Annotated in this window: 20 protein-coding genes and 1 riboswitch; of the genes, 12 read left to right on the top strand and 8 right to left on the bottom strand. The window is 72.9% G+C overall.

Annotated features, from left to right (window positions below; translation table 11 throughout):
* On the top strand, positions 1–780 hold a 780-nt coding region (locus ACP4J0_RS11110), incomplete at its 5' end, for a septum formation family protein (protein WP_426598467.1).
* 13 nt (positions 781–793) lie between these two features.
* On the top strand, positions 794–964 hold the full coding sequence (locus tag ACP4J0_RS11115) for a hypothetical protein (RefSeq protein ID WP_426524671.1): 171 nt from the start codon (positions 794–796) through the stop codon (positions 962–964).
* A 25-nt stretch (positions 965–989) separates the two neighbouring features.
* On the opposite strand, the gene ACP4J0_RS11120 is transcribed toward ACP4J0_RS11115, so the two are convergent.
* The 4 genes from ACP4J0_RS11120 to ACP4J0_RS11135 are packed head-to-tail and all read right to left on the bottom strand — an operon-like array spanning position 990 to position 5,104.
* Positions 990–2,198: a sensor histidine kinase gene (locus tag ACP4J0_RS11120; RefSeq protein WP_426598650.1), complete on the bottom strand. Its 1,209-nt coding sequence runs from the start codon at positions 2,196–2,198 to the stop codon at positions 990–992.
* Positions 2,199–2,206: 8 nt separating this feature from the next.
* Positions 2,207–3,952, bottom strand: a complete 1,746-nt coding sequence (locus ACP4J0_RS11125) for a cation acetate symporter (RefSeq protein ID WP_426598468.1) — start codon at positions 3,950–3,952, stop codon at positions 2,207–2,209.
* Between the two features lie 31 nt (positions 3,953–3,983).
* Positions 3,984–4,343 carry a hypothetical protein gene (locus ACP4J0_RS11130; RefSeq protein ID WP_426598651.1) on the bottom strand — a complete coding sequence of 120 codons (360 nt, stop codon included), beginning with the start codon at positions 4,341–4,343 and terminating at the stop codon, positions 3,984–3,986.
* A gap of 2 nt (positions 4,344–4,345) precedes the next feature.
* Complete coding sequence (locus ACP4J0_RS11135) at positions 4,346–5,104, bottom strand: LytR/AlgR family response regulator transcription factor (protein WP_426524667.1); 759 nt, start codon at positions 5,102–5,104, stop codon at positions 4,346–4,348.
* 77 nt (positions 5,105–5,181) lie between these two features.
* Here ACP4J0_RS11135 and ACP4J0_RS11140 point away from each other — a divergent pair, with 77 nt between their 5' ends.
* The 3 genes from ACP4J0_RS11140 (at position 5,182) to rocD (ending at position 7,892) form a co-directional block, all read left to right on the top strand.
* Positions 5,182–5,709, top strand: coding sequence for an Lrp/AsnC family transcriptional regulator (locus ACP4J0_RS11140; protein WP_426598469.1), 528 nt, complete (start codon positions 5,182–5,184; stop codon positions 5,707–5,709).
* 126 nt (positions 5,710–5,835) lie between these two features.
* Positions 5,836–6,675 carry a dimethylargininase gene (ddaH, locus tag ACP4J0_RS11145; RefSeq protein ID WP_426598470.1) on the top strand — a complete coding sequence of 280 codons (840 nt, stop codon included), beginning with the start codon at positions 5,836–5,838 and terminating at the stop codon, positions 6,673–6,675.
* A complete protein-coding gene (gene rocD / locus ACP4J0_RS11150) occupies positions 6,672–7,892 on the top strand; it encodes an ornithine--oxo-acid transaminase (RefSeq protein ID WP_426598471.1) in 1,221 nt (406 codons plus the stop codon). The genes ddaH and rocD overlap by 4 nt, the downstream gene beginning before the upstream one ends.
* An 18-nt stretch (positions 7,893–7,910) precedes the next feature.
* Here the strand turns inward: rocD and ACP4J0_RS11155 are convergent, their stop codons facing one another.
* Entirely contained in the window at positions 7,911–8,366 is a 456-nt protein-coding gene (locus ACP4J0_RS11155) for an RpiB/LacA/LacB family sugar-phosphate isomerase (RefSeq protein ID WP_426598472.1), read from the bottom strand.
* A 129-nt stretch (positions 8,367–8,495) separates the two neighbouring features.
* Between ACP4J0_RS11155 and proP the strand changes: the two genes are divergently transcribed.
* From proP to ACP4J0_RS11170, 3 genes are all read left to right on the top strand, one after another.
* A complete protein-coding gene (gene proP / locus ACP4J0_RS11160) occupies positions 8,496–10,010 on the top strand; it encodes a glycine betaine/L-proline transporter ProP (protein WP_426598473.1) in 1,515 nt (504 codons plus the stop codon).
* A 140-nt stretch (positions 10,011–10,150) separates the two neighbouring features.
* A complete protein-coding gene (locus ACP4J0_RS11165; protein ID WP_426598474.1) occupies positions 10,151–10,873 on the top strand; it encodes a lysophospholipid acyltransferase family protein in 723 nt (240 codons plus the stop codon).
* 200 nt (positions 10,874–11,073) lie between these two features.
* Positions 11,074–12,108, top strand: a complete 1,035-nt coding sequence (locus tag ACP4J0_RS11170; RefSeq protein WP_426598475.1) for an NAD-dependent epimerase/dehydratase family protein — start codon at positions 11,074–11,076, stop codon at positions 12,106–12,108.
* A gap of 262 nt (positions 12,109–12,370) precedes the next feature.
* Here the strand turns inward: ACP4J0_RS11170 and ACP4J0_RS11175 are convergent, their stop codons facing one another.
* Complete coding sequence (locus ACP4J0_RS11175) at positions 12,371–13,024, bottom strand: TetR/AcrR family transcriptional regulator (RefSeq protein ID WP_426598476.1); 654 nt, start codon at positions 13,022–13,024, stop codon at positions 12,371–12,373.
* 104 nt (positions 13,025–13,128) lie between these two features.
* On the opposite strand from ACP4J0_RS11175, the gene ACP4J0_RS11180 reads away from it, so the two are divergent.
* Positions 13,129–14,130, top strand: coding sequence for an ABC transporter permease (locus ACP4J0_RS11180; protein WP_426598477.1), 1,002 nt, complete (start codon positions 13,129–13,131; stop codon positions 14,128–14,130).
* 553 nt (positions 14,131–14,683) lie between these two features.
* Positions 14,684–14,826, top strand: a riboswitch (cyclic di-AMP (ydaO/yuaA leader).
* A 3-nt stretch (positions 14,827–14,829) separates the two neighbouring features.
* Positions 14,830–15,303 (top strand): C40 family peptidase, encoded by a 474-nt coding sequence (locus ACP4J0_RS11185; protein ID WP_426524647.1) that lies wholly within the window; start codon positions 14,830–14,832, stop codon positions 15,301–15,303.
* A 303-nt stretch (positions 15,304–15,606) separates the two neighbouring features.
* Here the strand turns inward: ACP4J0_RS11185 and ACP4J0_RS11190 are convergent, their stop codons facing one another.
* Positions 15,607–16,098 carry an ATP-binding protein gene (locus tag ACP4J0_RS11190; protein WP_426598478.1) on the bottom strand — a complete coding sequence of 164 codons (492 nt, stop codon included), beginning with the start codon at positions 16,096–16,098 and terminating at the stop codon, positions 15,607–15,609.
* A gap of 214 nt (positions 16,099–16,312) precedes the next feature.
* Between ACP4J0_RS11190 and ACP4J0_RS11195 the strand changes: the two genes are divergently transcribed.
* Both ACP4J0_RS11195 and ACP4J0_RS11200 read left to right on the top strand, forming a co-directional pair.
* Positions 16,313–17,173 carry a helix-turn-helix domain-containing protein gene (locus tag ACP4J0_RS11195; RefSeq protein WP_426598479.1) on the top strand — a complete coding sequence of 287 codons (861 nt, stop codon included), beginning with the start codon at positions 16,313–16,315 and terminating at the stop codon, positions 17,171–17,173.
* A 9-nt stretch (positions 17,174–17,182) separates the two neighbouring features.
* The gene (locus ACP4J0_RS11200; RefSeq protein WP_426598480.1) at positions 17,183–17,425 is read left to right on the top strand and encodes a DUF397 domain-containing protein; all 243 of its coding nucleotides are present in this window, start codon (positions 17,183–17,185) and stop codon (positions 17,423–17,425) included.
* Positions 17,426–17,468: 43 nt separating this feature from the next.
* Here ACP4J0_RS11200 and ACP4J0_RS11205 read toward each other — a convergent pair whose 3' ends face one another.
* Entirely contained in the window at positions 17,469–18,596 is a 1,128-nt protein-coding gene (locus ACP4J0_RS11205; RefSeq protein ID WP_426598481.1) for an 8-amino-7-oxononanoate synthase, read from the bottom strand.
* Between the last annotated feature and the right edge of the window lie 98 nt (positions 18,597–18,694).

Consider the following 18,694-nt stretch of genomic DNA (forward strand, 5'->3'; position numbering starts at 1 on the left):
GGCGGGCACCGGCGTCGGCGCCCGCGGGCCCGGCGGGCCGCCCTGGCCGACCGGGCGGCCGACGGGACCGGAGCGCCGTACGGCGACGCCGTGGGGCTCGCGGCGCCGCTGCGGGACGGGGACTGCGTGCGCGCCCGCTGGCCGGGCGGCGCCCGGTTCACGGGGACGCCGCACCTCACCGTGGACCCGGCCTGCCGGGGCGGGGCGCCCGACGGCCAGGTGATGGCCTTCGTGCCCGCCGCCTCCGCCGAGGAGGCCCGCGAGCTGGGGCCGGCCCGGTGCGAGGAGCGGACGCGGGAGCTCCGGGCCCGGCTGGCCGACGTGCGCAGTGTGGCGGTCGTGCCGGCCGACGGTGGTTTCGAGACCGCCCTCAGGCGCACGGCGTGCCTGGTGCTGGGCGCGCACGGGCCGGTGTACGGGCCGCTCGGCCGGCACCGTGAGCCCGGTTCGGTGTTCGCGGACACCGCGACGATGCAGCGCCGGGACTGCCTGGACGTGCGCTCGGCGCGGGAGGTCCGGCTGGTGTCCTGCGCGGGCCGGTACGACGCACAGGTGCTCGGTTTCACCCGGCTGGCCGCCGGTGTGACGCTCTCCGAGGCGCCCGCGGCGGCGGACACGGCGTGTGCGCGTCAGGTGCCGCCGCGCGACTACGGATTCGACCCCTCCCTGTACGAGGCCGGCTCCCGGACGGCCGCCGGCGCGTGGAAATCCGGCTCACATCTCGTCGTCTGCACCGTACGGAGGCAGAACGGGGGCACCATGGAGGGGAACGGACCATGAGGAGGGTGTTGCGATGCCCGGTTCCACGGACAGTTCGACGAAGACGATGGGGGCGCTCACCATCGGGGGCCTGGTCGCGGTGACGGCCTACACGGTGGCGCTCGGGAGCAACGGCTGGCTGTGGTTCGGCTGGGTCGTGCTGGGGCTGATCACGCTGGGGCTGGTCGCCACGCACAGCACCTGAGGCCCGCGCCGGGGCGGACCGGAGGTCACTCGCGGCCGAGCCGGCCCGCCGAGTGCACTCCCGGCTGGTACTTCGGCAGCCGGACGGTGATCTTCATGCCCGCGCCGACGGCCGTCTCGATGACGAGGCCGTGGTCGTCCCCGTAGACCTGGCGGAGGCGGTCGTCGACGTTGGACAGACCGATGCCGCCCGACGGGCTGACCTCGCGCGCCAGGATGCGGCGCAGCAGGCCGGGGTCCATGCCGGCGCCGTCGTCCTCGATGACCACCAGGGCCTCGGCACCCGCGTCCTGCGCGGTGATCTGGATGCGGCACCGGTCCGCCTTGCCCTCCAGGCCGTGCTTGACGGCGTTCTCGACCAGCGGCTGGAGGCAGAGGAAGGGCAGGGCGACCGGCAGCACCTCGGGGGCGACCTGGAGGGTGACGGCGAGGCGGTCGCCGAAGCGGGCCCGCACCAGCGCCAGGTAGTGGTCGATGGCGTGCAGCTCGTCGGCGAGGGTGGTGAAGTCGCCGTGCCGGCGGAACGAGTAGCGGGTGAAGTCGGCGAACTCCAGGAGCAGCTCGCGGGCGCGCTCGGGGTCGGTGCGCACGAAGGACGCGATGACCGCCAGCGAGTTGAAGATGAAGTGCGGGGAGATCTGGGCGCGCAGGGCCTTGATCTCGGCCTCGATGAGCCGGGTGCGGGACTGGTCGAGGTCGGCCAGTTCCAGCTGGACGGAGACCCAGCGGGCGACCTCGCCGGCGGCCCGGACCAGGACGGCGGACTCGCGGGGCGCGCAGGCGACGAGGGCGCCGTGCACCCGGTCGTCGACGGTGAGCGGGGCGACGACCGCCCAGCGCACCGCGCAGTCGGGGGTGTCGCAGCTGAGCGGGAAGGCCTCGCCGCGGCCCGTCTCCAGCGGTCCCGCGAGACGCTCCATGATCTCGGTGCGGTGGTGGGCGCCCACGCCGTCCCAGACCAGGACCTCCTTCAGGTCGGTCAGGCACAGCGCGTCCGTGCCCAGCAGCGAGCGCAGCTTGCGGGCCGACTTGCCCGCGGTCTCCTCGGTCAGTCCCGCCCGCAGCGGGGGCGTGGCCAGGGAGGCGGTGTGCAGGGTCTGGAAGGTGGCGTGCTCGACCGGGGTGCCCAGACCGCCGAGGTTGTTCTGCGGGCGGGCCGTCCGCCGCCCCAGCCAGAAGCCCGCGGCCAGCAGCGGGAGCACGGCGACGACCAGGCCCGCCAGGAAACCGCTCACGGAGCCGCTCACGGGGTCACCTCCTTGTGCGGTTCGTCCGAGCGCCGTTCGTCCGTGCGCAGCTCTTCCGGCAGGTGGAAGCGGGCCAGGATCGCCGCCGTCCCGGCCGGTACGCGGCCCGGTGTGGCCAGGGAGACCAGCACCATGGTGAGGAAGGCCAGCGGCACCGACCAGAGCGCCGGCCAGGCCAGCAGCGCGTGCAGCACACCGCCGCCGCCCGGGAAGCCGGCCATGGTCGCGGCGACGGCGAGCAGGGCGGAGCCGCCGCCCACCAGCATCCCGGCCGCCGCGCCGGGCGGGGTCAGCCGCCGCCACCAGATGCCGAGGACGAGCAGGGGGCAGAAGGAGGAGGCGGACACGGCGAAGGCCAGACCGACGGCGTCGGCGACCGGCAGCCCGCCGACCAGCGCGCTCGCCGCCAGCGGCACGGCCATGGCGAGGAGGGTGCCGAGCCGGAAGTGCGGTACGCCTCGGGACGGCAGCACGTCCTGGGTGAGGACGCCCGCGACGGCCATGGTCAGCCCCGACGCGGTGGACAGGAACGCGGCGAAGGCGCCCCCCGCGACCAGTGCCCCGAGCAGGTCGCCGCCCACTCCCCCGATCACCCGGTCGGGCAGCAGCAGGACGGCGGCGTCCGCGTCGCCGGTGAGGGTCAGCTCGGGGGCGTACATGCGGCCGAGGGCCCCGTAGACGGGCGGCAGCAGGTAGAAGGCGCCGATGAGACCGAGGACGGCGACGGTGGTGCGGCGGGCGGCGACGCCGTGCGGGCTGGTGTAGAAGCGGACCACGACGTGCGGCAGGCCCATGGTGCCCAGGAAGGTGGCGAGGATCAGGCCGTACGTGGCGTACAGCGGGCGTTCGGTGCGGCTCTCGGCGCGGGAGGGCGACAGGGCGTCGTCGGCGCCGCGTCCGGCGGCCGGGACGGGGGTGTCCTCGGCGAAGGTGAGGCGGGTGCCGGCCTCGATGCGGTGGGTGCCGGTGGACAGGCCGAGGCGGGTGTCTTCGTGGGCGCGGCCGTCCACGGTGCCGTCGACGGTGACCGTCAGGGGGCGGTCGAGCTTGAGGGTGAGGCTGTCGTCGACCCGGACGGAGCGCTGCTCGCGGAAGGTGGCCGGCTCCTCGAAGGGGCGGCCGGGGGCGCCGTCGCCCTGCCAGGCCAGGACCAGGAAGAGGGCGGGGACGAGCAGCGCGGTGAGTTTCAGCCAGTACTGGAAGGCCTGGACGAAGGTGATGCTGCGCATGCCGCCGGCGGCGACGATGGCGGTGACGACGACGGCGACGATCACTCCGCCGAGCCAGTCGGGCGCCCCGCCCAGGACGGCCAGGGTCAGTCCGGCGCCCTGGAGCTGGGGCAGCAGGTACAGCCAGCCGACGCCGACGACGAAGGCCCCCGCGAGCCGCCGTACCGCCTGGGAGGCGAGCCGGGCCTCGGCGAAGTCGGGCAGCGTGTACGCGCCGGAGCGCCGCAGCGGGGCGGCGACGAAGAGGAGCAGCACCAGGTAGCCGGCGGTGTAGCCGACCGGGTACCAGAGCATGTCCGGGCCCTGGACGAGGACCAGGCCGGCGATGCCGAGGAAGGACGCGGCGGAGAGGTACTCGCCGCTGATGGCGGCGGCGTTGAGGCGGGGCCCCACGGTGCGGGAGGCGACGTAGAAGTCGGAGGTGGTGCGGGAGATGCGCAGGCCGAAGGCGCCGACGAGGACGGTGGCCACGACGACCAGGGCGACGGCGGGTATGGCGTAGCTGGAGTTCATCGTGCCTCGTCACACAGGGTCGTCCGCAAGGTCACCGGTCCTCGACGAGGCGCACGAAGTCGCGTTCGTTGCGCTCGGCGCGGCGCACGTACCAGCGGGCGAGGAGGACGAACGGGGCGTACAGGCAGAAGCCGAGGAGGGTCCATTCCAGGTGGCGGGCGTCGGGCATCGCCGCGAACAGCAGCGGCAGCGGTGCGACGAGGAGCCCGAGGACCGCGAACGCGGCGAGGCCGGCGCGCAGCTGGCTGCGCATGAGGGAGCGGACGTAGGTGTGCCCGAGGGTGGTCTGCTCGTCGATCTCGGTGCGCGGGCGGTAGTAGCCGGAGGCCCGTCGGGTGCGCCTGGGCGGGCCGGTGACGGTGACGCGGCGTTCGGTGGGGTCCTGGGGCATGGTCACGGCCTCCGCATGAGCAGGTCCCGCAGTTCGCGGGCGTGGCGCCGGCTGACCTGGAGCTCCTCGGTACCGACCAGGACGCTGACGGTGCCGGTGTCCAGGCGGAGCTCGCCGATGTGGCGCAGGGCGACGAGGTGGCGGCGGTGGATGCGGACGAAGCCGCGGGCGCGCCAGCGCTCCTCCAGGGTGGACAGGGGGATGCGGACGAGGTGGCTGCCCTTGTCGGTGTGCAGGCGGGCGTAGTCGCCCTGGGCCTCGACGTGGGTGATGTCGTCGACGGGAACGAAGCGGGTGACGCCGCCGAGTTCCACGGCGATGTGGTCGGGGTCGGGTTCGTGCACGGGCACGCGCGGGGCGGGGGCCGCGGTGCCCCGCCGCTCGACGGCGCGGCGGACCGCCTCGGCGAGCCGCTCCCGGCGGACGGGTTTGAGGACGTAGTCGACGGCCTTGAGGTCGAAGGCCTGCACCGCGAAGTCCTCGTGCGCGGTGACGAAGACGACCAGCGGCGGCCGGGCGAACCCGCTCAGCAGCCGGGCGAGGTCGAGTCCGTCCAGGCCGGGCATCTGGATGTCGAGGAAGACGACGTCGATGGCGTCCGGCCCGTCGGGGCCCGACTCCAGGGCGCGGTTGATACGGCGCAGCGCCTCGGTCGCGCCCTCCGCTCCCTCCGCCGTGCCGATGCGGGGGTCGGCGTTCAGCAGGTACACGAGTTCCTCGAGCGTGGGGCGTTCGTCGTCGACAGCAAGGGCGCGCAGCATGAAGGTGGAGTGTAGGAGCAATCCGTACGCCTGCACACGCCCCCGAGGTGGACGTATCCGCTGGATACAGTGCCCTCATGAGCAGCAGGCCCACACCGTTCGACGAACTGGACCGGAAGATCGTCACCGCCCTGATGGCGAACGCCAGGACGTCCTTCGCCGAGATCGGCGCGGAGGTCGGGCTGTCCTCGACGGCGGTCAAGCGCCGGGTGGACCGGCTGCGCGAGACCGGTGTGATCACCGGGTTCACGGCGACGGTGCGGCCCTCCGCGCTGGGCTGGCGCACCGAGGCGTACGTGGAGGTCTACTGCGAGGGAGCGGCGCCGCCCAGACGGCTGGCGGAGGTCGCGCGGGGCTATCCGGAGATCACGGCGGCGATGACGGTGACCGGTGGCGCGGACGCGCTGCTGCACGTGCGGGCACGGGACGTGGAGCACTTCGAGGAGGTGCTGGAACGGATCCGGGCCGAGCCCTTCATCCGCAAGACGATCAGTGTGATGGTGCTGTCCCATCTGATCGCGGACAGTCCGGAGGCGGGCGCGAGCCATCCGGCGCCCGACGGCTCGCCCCGGGGAGCGGCCGGAGGCGCAGCAGACGTGCGCTGACCTGGCGCAGGACGCAGCGTTCCTGCGCCAACACGCAGCCATTGTCGCTTGTCGTCCGTCTCCTCCCCTTCCTACCGTGGTGTCATCACCCAGTCACACCCCGTCAGGAAGCGGAGGAACCCCTCTGTGCCCGAATCCCGTGTGCCGCGCCGGCGGCGCTTCCTGGTCTGCGAACCCAGACACTTCGCCGTGCAGTACGCGATCAACCCGTGGATGAGCACCGGCCGGCCCGTCGATGTCCTCCGCGCCCTGGACCAGTGGCAGGCGCTGGTCGACGCCTACCGGGCCCACGGCCACACCGTCGACACCGTCGGGCCGGTCCCGGGCCTGCCCGACATGGTCTTCGCGGCGAACTGCGCGGTCGTCGTCGAGGGCCGCGTCTTCGGCTCCCGCTTCCACGCACCCGAGCGACGTCCCGAGTCCGTGCCCTACGAGGCGTGGTTCAAGACGGAGGGCTTCGAGGTCCACCACCCCGAGGCGGTCTGCGAGGGCGAGGGCGACCTGGTCCCGGCCGGCCGCTGGATCCTGGCCGGCACGGGATTCCGTACCTCCCGCGAGGCGCACCGCGAGGCGCAGGAGTTCTTCGGCGTGCCGGTGATCTCGCTGACGCTCGTGGACCCGTACTTCTACCATCTGGACACGGCGCTGTTCGTGCTCGACGACGGGACCGGCGGAACCGGCGGGAACATCGCCTACTACCCCGGGGCCTTCTCGCCCGGCAGCCGCGAAGTGCTCGAACGGCTCTACCCGGACGCGGTGATCGCCACCCGCGAGGACGCCATGGCGTTCGGGCTGAACTCCGTCTCCGACGGACGGCACGTGTTCCTCTCGCCCGGGGCCAGGGGACTCGCCGGCCAGCTCGCCGGCCTCGGTTACGTCCCCGTCCCCGTCGACCTGTCCGAGTTCCACAAGGCCGGTGGCGGCATCAAGTGCTGCACCCAGGAGATCCGGGAGATCCGCTCATGACCGCACCCGCCCGCACCCGCGGCTCCGAGGAGCTCATCCGCGCGGAGGAGCCCGTCCTCGCGCACAACTACCACCCGCTGCCCGTCGTCGTGGCCCGCGCCGAGGGCGCCTGGGTCGAGGACGTGGAGGGCCGCCGCTACCTGGACATGCTGGCCGGGTACTCGGCGCTCAACTTCGGCCACCGCCACCCGGCGCTGACCGAGGCCGCCCACCGCCAGCTGGACCGGCTCACGCTCACCTCCCGCGCCTTCCACAACGACCGGCTCGCGGACTTCGCCGAGCGGCTGGCCGCGCTGACCGGCACGGACATGGTGCTGCCGATGAACACCGGCGCCGAGGCGGTGGAGAGCGGCGTCAAGGTGGCCCGCAAGTGGGCCTACGAGGTGAAGGGCGTCCCGGCCGACCGGGCGACGATCGTGGTCGCGGCGGACAACTTCCACGGCCGTACGACGACGATCGTGAGCTTCTCCACGGACGAGACGGCCCGCTCGGGCTTCGGTCCCTTCACCCCCGGCTTCCGGGTCGTCCCCTACAACGACCTGGCGGCCATGGAGGCGGCGGTCGACGAGACGACGGCGGCCGTGCTGATCGAGCCGATCCAGGGCGAGGCGGGGGTCAACATCCCGGACGACGGCTATCTGGCGGGCGTACGGGAGCTGACCCGCCGGGCCGGGTGCCTGTTCATCGCGGACGAGATCCAGTCGGGTCTCGGGCGCACGGGGCGCACCCTGGCCGTCGAGCACGAGTCGGTCGTGCCGGACGTGGTGCTGCTCGGCAAGGCGCTGGGCGGCGGCATCGTCCCGGTCTCGGCGGTGGTCGGCAGCCGGGAGGTGCTCGGTGTGCTGCGCCCCGGCGAGCACGGTTCGACGTTCGGCGGCAATCCGCTGGCGGCGGCGGTCGGCACGGCGGTGGTGGAGCTGCTGGAGACGGGCGACTTCCAGCGCCGGGCGGCCGAGCTGGGCGTGGTGCTGCGCGAGGGCCTGACCGCCCTGGTCGGCAGGGGCGTCGTCGGTTTCCGTGCGCGCGGGCTGTGGGCGGGCGTCGACGTCGACCCGGCGCTCGGCACCGGCCGCGAGGTCAGCGAACGCCTGATGCGCGAGGGCGTCCTCGTCAAGGACACGCACGGCTCGACGATCCGCCTGGCTCCGCCGCTGACCGTCACCGGGGAGGAGCTGGAAGGGGTGCTCGGGACGCTGGAGAAGGTCCTGACGTCCTGACCTCGGCTCGAGGTGCTGTCACGGAGCGGCTCGGCCCCGGTCGAGCCGCTCCACGTGCGCCACGTTGTCCCGGTCCTCGGCGTCCGCGCCGGACCCGCCCGCGAACCAGGCGTCGAGGATCTCCCGCAGCAGCGGCGCCGAGGTCAGCCGCAGGCCGAGTGCGAGCACGTTGGCGTCGTTCCAGCGGCGGGCCCCGTCCGCCGTGTACGCGTCGGTGCACAGGGCCGCCCGCACGCCCGGCACCTTGTTCGCGGCGATCGACGCTCCCGTACCGGTCCAGCAGCAGACCACCGCCTGGTCGGCCGTGCCGTCGGCGACCTCGCGCGCCGCGCGCTCCGAGCACACCGCCCACCGCGGGTCCGCCCCGGGGCGCAGCGCGCCGTGCGTCACCACCTCGTGGCCACGCCCGCGCAGCTCCTCGACGAGGAGGCGGGCCACGGGTTCGTCCATGTCGGAGGAGACGGAGATCCGCATGGGGGAAGGGTACTCACCTCATCGGCTCAACCGCATGACCGAAGTCACGACCATACCCACGATGATCGGGGGAACGGTACGACCTGGAAACCGTACGACCGAGCAGCGCTCCGCCAGGGGCGTTTGCGCGTGGAAAGGGAGGCCGCCACGTCCCCCACCGAGAACGGCCAGGAATCCGACACCGCCGCGGTCCGCCGCCACCCGGCCCTTTTCCGGGCCGTCAGACGCCGGCAGAACCCGCGGCTCCGCCGGTCGGACATCACTGTCACGGACGAGGCCGCGGTCAAGCGGGCCGTGAAGGCGGCCTCTCTCGGCAATGCCATGGAGTGGTTCGACTTCGGCATCTACGCCTATCTGGCGGGCACCATCGGCCGCGTGTTCTTCCCGTCCGGCAGCGACACCGTGCAACTGCTGTCCTCGTTCGCCACGTTCGCCGTGGCGTTCCTGGTGCGCCCGCTCGGCGGCATGGTCTTCGGCCCGATGGGTGACAAGGTCGGCCGCAAGAAGGTGCTGGCGCTGACGATGATCCTCATGGCGATCGGCACCGCCGCCATCGGGCTCATCCCCAGCTACGCTTCCATCGGCTTCTGGGCCCCCGTCCTGCTGATCGTGTTCCGCCTGCTCCAGGGCTTCTCGACCGGCGGCGAGTACGGCGGTGCCTCCACCTTCATCGCCGAGTACGCGCCCGACAAGCGGCGCGGCTTCTTCGGCAGCTTCCTGGAGCTGGGAACGCTGGCCGGGTACACCGGCGCCGCCAGTCTGGTCACCGCGCTCACGGCCTGGCTCGGCAGCGACACCATGGACGCCTGGGGCTGGCGCATCCCCTTCCTGATCGCGGCGCCGCTCGGCATCGTCGGTATCTATCTGCGGCTGAAGCTGGACGACACGCCCGCGTTCCTGAAACTGGAGGACGCCAACGTCCACATCGCGGAGGCGGCGACCGCGGTGGAGACCACCGCCCGGGGCGACCTCGCCAAGATCTTCCGTACGCACTGGCGCTCGCTGGTGCTGTGCATCGCGCTCGTCGGCGCGTACAACATCACCGACTACATGCTGCTGTCGTACATGCCGACGTACCTGTCGGACGAGATGCACTACAGCGAGAGCCACGGTCTGATGATCCTGGTGGCCACCATGGTGGTGCTGATGCTGATCATCAACCAGGTCGGCCGCCTGTCCGACCGCTTCGGCCGCAAGCCCCTGCTCATGACCGGCATGGTCAGCTTCTTCGTGCTGTCCGCCCCGGCCTTCGTGCTGGTGCAGGAGGGCAGCCTGCTCGCCGTCTCGGCCGGCATGCTGATGCTCGGTCTCTCCCTGGTCTGCCTGCTCGGCACGATGTCGGCGGCGCTCCCGGCGATGTTCCCGACCAACGTCCGGTACGGGTCCCTGTCGGTCGGCTACAACCTGTCGGCGTCCCTGTTCGGCGGTACCACGCCGCTGGTCATCACCGCCCTGATCAGCGTGACCGGCTCCGACATGATGCCGGCCTACTACGCGATGGCCGCGGCGCTGATCGGTGTCGTGGCGGTGGCCTGTATGAAGGAGACGGCCCAGCAGCCCCTCGAGGGCTCCCCGCCCTCGGTGCAGACCGACGAGGAGGCGGCGGAGATGGTGGAGGCGCAGGCCCCGACGCCGAGGTTCTGAGCGGCGGCACGGCCGGCGGGCCGGGTACGTCCGGTTCCGGGCGGGCCCGTCCCGCACCTACACTGGCACCCCGGCGGACGCCGGTTGACCAGTGAGAACAACGGCGAACGAGCCGTCCCGCCGGGGTGAGGAGCGACGCCGTGTTCTACTACGTCCTCAAGTACGTACTGCTGGGCCCGCTGTTGCGCGTCGTCTTCCGCCCCCGGATCGAGGGTCTGGACCATGTGCCGGCGTCGGGGGCGGCCATCGTCGCGGGCAACCACCTCTCGTTCGCGGACCACTTCCTGATGCCCGCGGTGCTCAGGCGCCGCATCACCTTCCTCGCCAAGGCCGAGTACTTCACCGGCCCCGGCCTCAAGGGCCGGCTGACCGCGTTCTTCTTCCGCAGCGCCGGGCAGATCCCCGTCGACCGCTCGGGCAAGGAGGCGGGGCAGGCCGCGATCCGCGAGGGGCTCGGCGTACTGGGCAAGGACGAGTTGCTCGGCATCTATCCGGAGGGGACGCGCTCGCACGACGGCCGGCTGTACAAGGGCAAGGTCGGCGTCGCGGTGATGGCGCTCAGGGCCGGGGTGCCGGTCGTGCCCTGCGCGATGATCGGCACCTTCGAGGCGCAGCCGCCGGGGCGGAAGATCCCGAAGCTGCATCCCGTGGTGATCCGCTTCGGCGAGCCCCTGGACTTCTCCCGCTACGCCGGCCTGGAGAGGGAGAAGGCCGTGCTCCGCGCCGTCACCGACGAGATCATGTACGCCGTCCTGACCCTGTCCGGACAGGAGTACGTCGACCGGTACGCGGCCGAGGTGAAGGCCGAGGAGGCCGCGAAGGCGGCGAAGCGGCCGAGGTTCCCCCGGCTGCCGCCCCGCTAGAAACCCGTTGCCCGCCGTCCGGCGGCGGTCGTGCACCGTCGCCCCCGGTTGAAACCGTCGTCCGCCGTCGGCAGCGCGTGGCCGCCGTCGGCAGCACGTCGTCCACCGTCGGCAGCACGTCGTCTGCCGTCGGCAGCACGTCGTCTGCCGTCGGCAGAACAACGTGGCCGGGCGGCCGGGCCCGCGCCTACGGTCGCCTCATGACACGTGCTGTGGTGGTCGGAGCGTCGGGGCAGATCGGACGAGTGGCCGTGGGGGCACTGGCCCGGGACGGCTGGGAGGTGACGGCCGTCTCGCGCGGCGGCGAGCGGGACGAGGACTGGCCCGGGGACGTGCGGGTGGTCCGGGCCGACCGGGAGGACGACGCCGCCCTGTCGGCGGCGGTCGGTGACGGCTGTGACGTCCTGGTGGACATGGTGGCCTTTGGAGTCGGGCACGCGCGGCAACTGGTCTCGCTCGCCGGGCGGGTCGGCTCGGCCGTGGTGATCTCCAGTGTGTCGGTCTACGAGGACGACAAGGGCCGCAACTTCGACACCCAGGCCGAACCCGGCGGCTTCCCCGAGTACCCGGTGCCGCTCACCGAGGAGCAGCGCACCGTCCGGCCGGGTGACACCTCGTACCCCACCCGCAAGGTGGCGCTGGAGCGGGAGCTCCTCGCGGCCGGCGACCGGTTGCCCGTCACTCTGCTGCGCGCGGGCGCGGTCCACGGGCCGTACTGCAGGACGCCGCGCGAGCTGTACTTCGTCAAGCGCAACCTCGACGGCAGGCGTCGGCGCGTCCTCGCCTACGGCGGTGCGAGCCGCTTCCACCCGGCGAGCGCGCACACCATCGCGGAGCTGGTCCGGCTGGCCGCCCCGCGGCCGGGTACGCGCGTCCTGAACGCCGTCGACCCGGATGCGCCGACGGTGGCGGAGATCGCGGCGGCGATCGACGCGGTGATGGGCGTCGAGACGGAGGACGTACTGGTGGACGGGCCGCCGCCCGCGGACGGTGTGGGAGACACGCCGTGGTCCGTTCCCTCGCCGGTCGTGTGCGACATGTCCGCGGCCGAGCGGGAGTTGGGCTACCGGCCGGTGGTCCGGTACGCCGAGACCCTGCCGGACACGGTCGCCTTCATCGAGGAGCGGCTGGCCGGACGGGACTGGCGGGAGGCGTACCCGAAGATGTTCCGGGCGTACGGCGACCTCTTCGACTACGCGGCGGAGGACGCCTGGCCGGCGGCGCGGCAGGGCTGAGCAGGGCAGGGCAGGGCAGGGCAGGGCAGGGCAGGGCAGGGCACGATACAGGGGCGGCCGGGGTGGGCCGCCCCTCCTCGTGCCCGCTGTCGTCACGGCGCTTCCTCGCCGGTCCGACGAGCGGAGGAACGCGTTCGGCCGACGGCTCCTCAGCCCCGCGAGGCCGATGCCTCGTCCAGCAGCCTCCGCAGCCGCGACGCGTCGCGCGCCACGGCCGTCACCGGCGCGGCGGGCCCGGCGAGCGGCGTCACGGCCGCTCACGTCAGCCGGATTCGTCCGACTGATCACCGGGGCCGTCGGATACCTGACGCATACTCAGCAGCCCTCGCACGCCCGCCTGAAGAGCCTCCGGCGAGAAGCTGCCGAACAGGGCGTACTGGGCCCCGAAGCCCTGCACCGTGGCCATCAGTGTCCGGGCCACGGCGTCCGGGTCGACGTCGTCGCGCATCATGCCGGTTTCCTGGTAGCGGATGACGACCTTCGCCCAGGCGGCCGTCGCCTTGGCGAACCCCTCACCCAGGAGGGCGGACAGCGCGTCGTTGCGCAGCGTCTCGGACCAGGCCTGGATCATCAGCCGCGGGAACAGCCACTCGCCGCTGTCCGTCACCGCCGGCCGCTCCCGCGCCATGTGCGCCAGGGTGCGGGCGACTAGTTCGTCGGGCATGGGCGGCGGGTTCTCCTGCGCGGCACGTTCGTACACGTCGCGGATGGCGCCCAGCACCTCGGTGACGATGGCCTCGATCAGCTCCTCCTTGCCGCTGAAGTAGCGGTAGACGGCCCCCGCGGAGAGGTCGACCTCTTTCAGCACGTCCTGCATCGACGTGGCGTGGAAGCCGTTGCGGGCGAAGCACAGCGCGGCGCCGTCGAGGATCTGCCGGCGGCGGGCGTCGAGGTGTTCCTGGGATACGCGGGCCATGGCCCCAATCTAAAACGAACATTCCTTCTTGACAAGGCGCCCGAGACCGCCGCACCGTGGAGGCAGGACTAAAACGAACGATCCTTCTCTCAGAGGAGTCACCCATGTCCGGCCCCTCCGCTCCTCACGGCCGCCGTGTGGCCGCCGTCGTCGTCCTGCTTCCCGTACTGGCGGCACTGGCACTGTGCGCCTTCGCCTGGCCGGCCGCCCGTACGTCCGCCCGCGATCTGCCGCTCGGCGTGGCGGGACCGCCCGCCGCGATCACGCAGGTGGAGCAGCGGCTCACCCAGCGCGAGGGCGCCTTCGAGATCCACCGCTACGCCGACGAGGCCGCGGCCCGCGACGCCGTCGAGGACCGGACCGTGTACGGCGCGGTGGTCGCCGGCGACCGGGGCGCGAAGCTGCTCACGGCGTCCGCGGCGAGCCCCTCCGTGGCCCAGCTGCTGCAGCAGGCGGTGACCGGGCAGGCCTCCGCCACGGGGACGCCGGTCCAGGTGGTCGATGTGGTGCCCGCCCCCGAGGCGGATCCGCGCGGCGCGGCCCTGGGCGCGAGCGTGCTGCCGCTCGCACTGGCCGGGATCGCGACCGGCGCCGTGGTGACCCTGCTGGGGTTGCGCGGCGTGCGAGCGGCCGTCGCGGTGACCGGCGCCGCCGCGTCGACAGGCGCGGTCGCGGCGGTGGTCGCGCACAGCTGGCTCGGGGTGGTCACCGGTGACTGGTGGGCCGTGGCCGGCGTGTTCGGGCTGTCGGCCCTGGCCGCGGGCGCGGGCGTCGCCGGGCTCGGGGCGCTGCTCGGGCGCGCGGGTGTCGGGCTGGGCGCGGCCGTGATCATGCTGCTGGGCAACCCCTTCTCCGGCGCGTCCTCGGCGCCGGAGATGCTGCCCCGGCCGGCCGGCGCGATCGGCCAGTGGCTGCCGCCGGGCGCGGGCGGCTCGCTCCTGCGCTCGGTGTCCTTCTTCGAGGGCGCCGCGGCCACCGGCCCCGCGCTCACGCTCACGTGGTGGTCCCTGCTGGGCCTGGGCGCGGTCCTGCTCGGCGGCGCACTGCGACAGCGCGCACCCGGCGCCTCACCGGCGCCCGACCGGGCCCCGGCCCCGGCCGCCTGATCCCCGGCCGTGCGCGGCCGGGCCGCGGACCCCGCCACGGTGCGGGGCCCCGGCCCGGCCGCCGTGCGCACCGGTGCGTCAGGGCCGGAGTGCACGCCGGCACCCTGGTCCGGGCGCCGCGCGTGCGGGACGGTGAACGGCGGGCGGCGCGCGTCAGCCTTCCGCCGTGTTCCGGCAGTTGACGCGCCGGTGGCCGAAACGGACCAAACGGCGTACCCCCTTTCGGCGTAGGAACACCCTCGATTTCCGACCGGCCGAAGTTGCGCGACCGCTGCTGCTCACGCGGCGGAACGAGCCGCTCCGCCGCTGGTCCCGGGCTCGTCACCACCCCCGGCTGTGACTCGAACGCGGAGGTGTCCACCCGAACGGGCGAGTGGCGTGTAACAACACAAAGGGCACGTTCCGTTGGGATTCTCCCACTGGGCGAGACAAGATCCGTGACTGACGACAAGCCCTCGCCGCAGCGGCGGGGCGGTCCGGGCGGACGCCGAGTCCTGCCGCCGCCCGGACGACCGGTCGACAGGAGTGGATCGGCAGGAGTGGAGGACCCGAGCACGACGGGTCGCCGGAACGGTCATCTCCGAGAGAGAAGCCGGGCCGAGCAGCCCTTGGGGTGAAGCCGCACTCGTGCGGCCGGGCAACTTCGCCAGCCCGAATCCGACAGGTCATCCTTCACAGGCGGCTGACGAAGGGTTGCGCATGTCTGCGCTCAATCGTGTCCCGTCGCTGATGGCCCGTGCCGGTACGGCCTCGGCCCTCACCCTCGCCGCGATCGGCGGATCCGTCGTGGTCCCCGGTGCCGCCTCCGAGGCGGCCGCGGCGACCTATGCGGCGAAGGCCCTCAAGATCGCGGCCTCCAAGAAGGGTTCACCGTACAAGTGGGGCGCCGTCGGACCACGCAGGTTCGACTGCTCCGGGCTGACCCTGTATTCGTTCAAGAAGGCCGGTAAGAAGCTGCCGCGCACCGCGGCTCAGCAGTACAACAAGACCCGTCATATTTCCGCCAAGAACCGCAAGGTCGGCGACCTCGTCTTCTTCCACTCGGGCAGCAGCGTCTACCACGTCGGCATCTACGCCGGGAAGGGCAGGATCTGGCACGCCCCGAAGACCGGGGACGTGGTCCGTCTGCAGAAGATCTGGACCGGCAGCGTCTGGTACGGCCGGGTCAATTGACGTCCGCTCCTCGCCCGGAAGGGCGGGGTCTCCTGGCACGGCCCGCCCACGGCCTCGGCGGGTCCCCGCTTCGACGCGCTGTGCCGGTACCCGTACCGGCCCTGCCCGCACCCGACGCGCCGAGGCCGCCGGTCCGGCGGCCCTGGCGACGTCGGCCGCCCCGTCGATGTGCCGGTCGGGGACGGCCCCGCGCCCCGCACGCCCCGCGCTCCCACACGCGCACGTGCGGCGGTTCGGTACTGCCCTCGACACTGCCCTCGACGCCTCACACGGAACAGACTCGCGGCGAGTGCCGCCGGCGCCTCACCGTTCGGGCTCCTGCCGTCCCGCGACCCGCCCCACGGCCGTGGCCGGCTCGGGCGGCACCGGACTGCTCGGCGGCGTCCAGGGCAGTTCGATGAAGACGGTCTTGCCGCCCTCGCGCGTGCGCCGCACCCTCAGCTTGCCGCCGCACTCCGCCGTCAGCCAGCGGATGATCACCATGCCGCGGCCGTTGTCCTGCTGGACGGCGGCGGGCAGACGCTTGGGAAACCCCGGATGGCTGTCGGTGACGCCGATACGCAGTCGTTCGTCGCGGTCGAGCACGAGGTCCACCGTGAAGGTGGGTGACTGTCCGAGCGTGTGCTGGACCGCGTTGGTGGTCAGCTCGGAGACGATGAGCCGGACGGTTTCGGACACCTCGGTGTCCGCCGGCAGGCCCCACTCCACCAGCGTGCCGACCACATAGGTACGCGCGGCGGCCACCGAGGCGGGATCGCTCGGCAGAGTGACGGATGCTTCCAGATGGTCTGCCATGGCGACGTCGTCCCTTTCCCACGGGACCGCAGCCGGACACGGAGCGGATGGTTCGAGTACGGTCCCGGACTGGTGCTTCGCCGTCAGACTGCCACCACCAGGCCCGGTAAGGGCGGCGATCCACCAAGATCTGCATATATCTGTCGCTCGATGCGGTGAACTCTGCGACGGCAGAGCGTATTTGGGCGGCTCATAAGGAGTAGAGGAGTGGCCCATGCAGCACGGCCCCGTGGTGCGCCGCCGGAAGCTGGGCGCGGAACTGCGCGCCCAGCGCACGTCGGCGGGTATCACCAGCGGCGAGGCGGCCCGGCTGGTGGGCTGGCACCAGTCGAAGGTCAGCCGGATCGAGACCGGGACGAGCGGGGCGAAACCGGCCGACGTGCGGTTACTGCTGGACGCCTACGGCGTGGACGACGAGCAGCTGCGGGAGCTGCTGGTGATGCTGGCGGGCTCCGACGACGCGGGCGGCCGGAACCACTGGTGGCACGCCTACCGAGGGGTGCTGCCGCCGACCTACCGCGACTTCATCAGCCTGGAGTCCCAGGCGAGCGCGATGCGCACACTGGAGACCACCGTGGTCCCCGGTCTGCTGCAGACGCCGGAGTACGCCCGCGCGGTGACGCGTGCCGCGGTGGACGGGCTCCCGGAGGAGCGGCTGGACACCCTGGTGGAGGTGCGACTGGCCCGGCAGGACGTCCTGCGGGCGCAGCCGCCACTGGAGCTGAGCGCGGTCCTGGACGAGTCGGTGCTGCGCCGGGAGGTGGGCGGGCCCGGAGTGATGTCCCGTCAGCTGGCGCGGCTGGTCGATGCCGCGCGCCTTCCCCATGTCCGGCTCCAGGTCCTGCCCTTCGCCGCCGGGGCGCACATCGGTGTCACCGGGCCTTTCGTAATCTTCTCCTTTTCGAGCACTTCTGATCTGGACGTGGTTGTTCTCGACCACTTGACGAGTAGCCTGCACCTCGAACGGAAAGAAGACCTAGAGGCCTACACCGAGGCCTTCAACACCCTTCTGATCCATGCCCTTTCGCCCGAGGACTCGTTGGACTTCATCGCCGCGACAGCGGCAGGCGCGTAAGGAGGCACCATGACAGACTCCGTGTCCGAACTCCCCCCGAACATCCCGTCCAGTACCGATCTGCCCGGCGTGCGGTGGCTGCGCAGCAGCTACAGCACCGGGGCGAACAACTGCGTCGAAACGGCACGGCCGTCGTCCGGCCCCTGGGCCGGACTGCTCGCCGTGCGCGACTCCAAGGACCCGGCCGGGCCCGCGCTGCTCTTCTCCCCCGGGAGCTGGGCGTCGTTCACGGCCGGGATCCACCGCCGCTGACTCCGGCCGGGCATCGGACGACGCACGGCCGTGTCACGCCGACTCATGGCCGCGTCTCGCCGATCACCCGCACAGCGCGTTCGATCTGTTCCCCGGAGAGGTCCGCACGAGCGGTCAGCCTGAGCCGTGAGATGCCGTCGGGCACGGAAGGAGGGCGGAAGCAGCCCACGGACAGGCCGGCCGTACGACAGTCGGCCGCCCACCGTACGGCCCCCTCCGGGGAGGGGGCGCGCACCGAGACGACCGCGGCGTCGGGGCGTACCGCAGACAGCCCCAGGGCCGTCAGACGGGCGTGCAGTCCGGCCGCCACCGCGCGTGCCCGCGCCGCCCGTTCGGGCTCGCGGCGCAGCAGGGTGAGCGCCGCCAGCGCCGCGCCCGCCGCCGCGGGTGCGAGGCCGGTGTCGAAGATGAACGTCCGGGCCGCGTTGACCAGGTGCTCGATCACCCGGGCGGGACCGAGCACGGCCCCGCCCTGGCTGCCGAGCGACTTGGACAGTGTCACCGTCACGACGACGTCGTCGGCGCCCGCGAGTCCCGCCGCGTGCGGGGCGCCCCGGCCGCCCTCGCCGAGGACGCCGAGGCCGTGGGCGTCGTCGACGACCAGCCCGGCGCCGTGCTCACGGCACGCCCCGGCGAGCGCGGCGAGCGGCGCGGCGTCGCCGTCGACGGAGAAGACCGTGTCGGAGACGGCGACGGAGGGGCCGCCGTGCGCCGCCAGCGCCTTGCGTACGGCGTCCGGGTCGGCGTGCGCCACCACCTGGGTCGTGCCGCGGGCCAGCCGGCAGCCGTCGATGAGCGAGGCGTGGTTGCCCGCGTCGGAGACGACGAGGGAGCCGTGCGGCGCCAGCGCGGTGACCGCGGCGAGGTTGGCCGCGTAGCCGGAGGAGAAGACGAGCGCGGCCTCGAAACCGCAGAAGGCGGCCAGTTCGCGTTCCAGCTCGGCGTGCAGTTCGGTGGTGCCGGTCACCAGCCGGGACCCGGTCGAGCCGGCCCCCCACGTCCGCGCGGCCCGCGCCGCGCCCTCGGTGACCTCGGGGTGCCGGGCCAGTCCGAGGTAGTCGTTGCTCGCCAGGTCCAGCAGCGGCGAGCCGGACGGACGGGGGCGCAGAATCCGTACGAGTCCGGCCCGGCGGCGCGCCTCGGCCTGCTCGTCGATCCAGCCGAACGCCATGGGTCGGTCCTCCGGTGTTTTGTAGGCAGTGGACAGACATTAGCGGTACGGCCGCCCCCGCGAGGTGTGGCGATACCCACACGGCGATCTGTCACTGT

Origin of the sequence: Streptomyces sp. WG7, from assembly GCF_049975785.1 — a bacterium.
In the GTDB taxonomy this organism is placed as follows: Bacteria; Actinomycetota; Actinomycetes; order Streptomycetales; family Streptomycetaceae; genus Streptomyces.

Bases quoted from the DNA above. Each gene is read 5' to 3' on its own strand.
- ACP4J0_RS11115 (WP_426524671.1), top strand. From the start codon at position 794: ATGCCCGGTTCCACGGACAGTTCGACGAAGACGATGGGGGCGCTCACC.
- ACP4J0_RS11125 (WP_426598468.1), bottom strand. From the start codon at position 3,952: ATGAACTCCAGCTACGCCATACCCGCCGTCGCCCTGGTCGTCGTGGCC.
- ACP4J0_RS11130 (WP_426598651.1), bottom strand. From the start codon at position 4,343: ATGCCCCAGGACCCCACCGAACGCCGCGTCACCGTCACCGGCCCGCCC.
- ACP4J0_RS11135 (WP_426524667.1), bottom strand. From the start codon at position 5,104: ATGCTGCGCGCCCTTGCTGTCGACGACGAACGCCCCACGCTCGAGGAA.
- ACP4J0_RS11140 (WP_426598469.1), top strand. From the start codon at position 5,182: ATGAGCAGCAGGCCCACACCGTTCGACGAACTGGACCGGAAGATCGTC.
- rocD (WP_426598471.1), top strand. From the start codon at position 6,672: ATGACCGCACCCGCCCGCACCCGCGGCTCCGAGGAGCTCATCCGCGCG.
- ACP4J0_RS11155 (WP_426598472.1), bottom strand. From the start codon at position 8,366: ATGCGGATCTCCGTCTCCTCCGACATGGACGAACCCGTGGCCCGCCTC.
- ACP4J0_RS11170 (WP_426598475.1), top strand. From the start codon at position 11,074: ATGACACGTGCTGTGGTGGTCGGAGCGTCGGGGCAGATCGGACGAGTG.
- ACP4J0_RS11175 (WP_426598476.1), bottom strand. From the start codon at position 13,024: ATGGCCCGCGTATCCCAGGAACACCTCGACGCCCGCCGCCGGCAGATC.
- ACP4J0_RS11180 (WP_426598477.1), top strand. From the start codon at position 13,129: ATGTCCGGCCCCTCCGCTCCTCACGGCCGCCGTGTGGCCGCCGTCGTC.
- ACP4J0_RS11185 (WP_426524647.1), top strand. From the start codon at position 14,830: ATGTCTGCGCTCAATCGTGTCCCGTCGCTGATGGCCCGTGCCGGTACG.
- ACP4J0_RS11190 (WP_426598478.1), bottom strand. From the start codon at position 16,098: ATGGCAGACCATCTGGAAGCATCCGTCACTCTGCCGAGCGATCCCGCC.
- ACP4J0_RS11195 (WP_426598479.1), top strand. From the start codon at position 16,313: ATGCAGCACGGCCCCGTGGTGCGCCGCCGGAAGCTGGGCGCGGAACTG.
- ACP4J0_RS11200 (WP_426598480.1), top strand. From the start codon at position 17,183: ATGACAGACTCCGTGTCCGAACTCCCCCCGAACATCCCGTCCAGTACC.
- ACP4J0_RS11205 (WP_426598481.1), bottom strand. From the start codon at position 18,596: ATGGCGTTCGGCTGGATCGACGAGCAGGCCGAGGCGCGCCGCCGGGCC.